The sequence below is a fragment of the Streptomyces sp. NPDC058964 genome (genome assembly GCF_042741275.1).
Classification (GTDB): Bacteria; Actinomycetota; Actinomycetes; order Streptomycetales; family Streptomycetaceae; genus Streptomyces.
The window spans coordinates 1-1,677 of the sequence record NZ_JBHYKH010000925.1; the positions used below are offsets into that span (position 1 = coordinate 1).

Below are 1,677 nucleotides of genomic sequence, written 5' to 3' on the forward strand. Positions count from 1 at the left end.
CCGCCCGCCCCCCGGGCGCGGCGCGCGGGGTGGGCGGCGCCCACGATCATCTGGCGGCCGCCGTCACCGAGCAGGGGACGGCGCACGCGGCGGGCGGCCGCCTCGGCGACCGCCTCCGGGTGCCGGGCCCTGACGGTCGCGAGCTCGGGGATGGTGAGGGACAAGACGGACTCCGTTCAGGGGGTGGCTCGCGCGAGAAGGCAGACGGCCTCCGCCTCGGTGGGCATCGCGGAGGAGCGGGGGAGGCAGGCGGCGACGAGGGCGCCGGCCGCGTTGGCGTACCGCATGGTCCCGGCCAGGTCCCGGCCGCCGAGCAGCCGGTGGACGAGGGAGCCGCCGAAGGCGTCGCCCGCGCGAAGGCCGTTGACCACGTCGACCGGCACCGGCGGCACCTCCTCCGTCGCAGCGAGCAGCGCCTCGGCGCGGTACGGGCGGGCCTCCGCCGGGTCCCCGGGGAACTTCCCGAAGGTCTCCACCCGGGCCAGGGGTACGCCTGTTTGGAACGGGTAGAGATCGACTCCGATGCGGCCTGCCGTGATCGGAGCGAAGGACCGCGCGGGCCGCGCTGCTGACTTGACCATGGTCTCAGGTGTAGGTCGGAGCGGGGCACGATGTCAATAGTTTGTACTTACATTCGGACCTGCGTGTGAAATGATGTCTTAACAAAGTATTGACAGCGGGCGCGGCAGGGACTTGTATCCCGTCCCAGCTACACAGCACGTGGCTCGGACCGCCTCCCGGCGCCGGGCCCGGGATCGTCGCCGATCCTCCTTCCTCTCCCCCCGTCGCACAGTGAGGTGCCGGAAAGATGGACCGCTCTTCGCTCTCCCGCTCCCGCAGACTGGCTCCCGTGGTGGCCGTGGCCGCAGCGGCAGCACTCACCCTGGCCGGCTGCTCCAGCAGCTCCGGCGGAAAGAAGTCGGAAGAGGGAGGGTCGAACGCCTCCGCGGGCAAGGCCACCACTCCCCGGATGACCGTCGCGCTGGTGACCCACCAGTCGCCGGGCGACACCTTCTGGGACATCGTCCGCAAGGGCGCCGAGGCAGCGGCCGCCAAGGACAACATCAAGCTGGTCTACTCGGCCGACCCGAACTCGGGCAACCAGGCCAACTGGGTGCAGAACGCGATCGACCAGAAGGTCGACGGCATCGCCATCACCCTCGCCAAGCCCGACGCCATGAAGGACGTCGTCGCCAAGGCGAAGTCGGCGAACATACCCGTCGTCGGCCTCAACTCCGGCGTGAGCGACTGGAAGAAGCTCGGCCTGATGGAGTTCTTCGGCCAGGACGAGAGCGTGGCGGGCGAGGCACTCGGCAAGCGGCTGAACGAGGCCGGCGCCAAGAAGGCCGTCTGTGTGATCCAGGAGCAGGGCAACGTCGGCCTCACCCAGCGCTGCGACGGCGTGAAGAAGACGTTCTCCGGCACGACCGAGACGCTGTACGTGAACGGCGCCGACATGCCGTCCGTGAAGTCGACGATCACCGCCAAGCTCAAGCAGGACAAGGACATCGACTACGTCGTCGCACTGGGTGCGCCGTACGCGCTGACCGCCGTCCAGTCGGTGAGTGACGCGGGCAGCAAGGCGAAGGTCGCCACCTTCGACCTCAACAAGGCGCTGACCGGCGCGATCTCCAAGGGGTCGATCCAGTTCGCTCTGGTAGAGCAGCCGTACTTGCA

The 1,677-nt window shown here is 69.4% G+C and carries 1 protein-coding gene and 2 pseudogenes; 1 reads left to right on the forward strand and 2 read right to left on the reverse strand.

Going from position 1 to position 1,677, the window contains the following annotated elements; all coding sequences use genetic code 11:
• Window positions 1-164, reverse strand: a pseudogene (locus tag ACFW2E_RS46445) (deoxyribose-phosphate aldolase); the annotation flags it as partial.
• 12 nt (window positions 165-176) lie between these two features.
• Window positions 177-395: pseudogene (locus ACFW2E_RS46450) on the reverse strand (PfkB family carbohydrate kinase); the annotation flags it as partial.
• A gap of 413 nt (window positions 396-808) precedes the next feature.
• On the opposite strand from ACFW2E_RS46450, the gene ACFW2E_RS46455 reads away from it, so the two are divergent.
• The coding region (locus ACFW2E_RS46455) for a substrate-binding domain-containing protein (RefSeq protein WP_384478102.1) at window positions 809-1,677 on the forward strand (869 nt) is incomplete at its 3' end.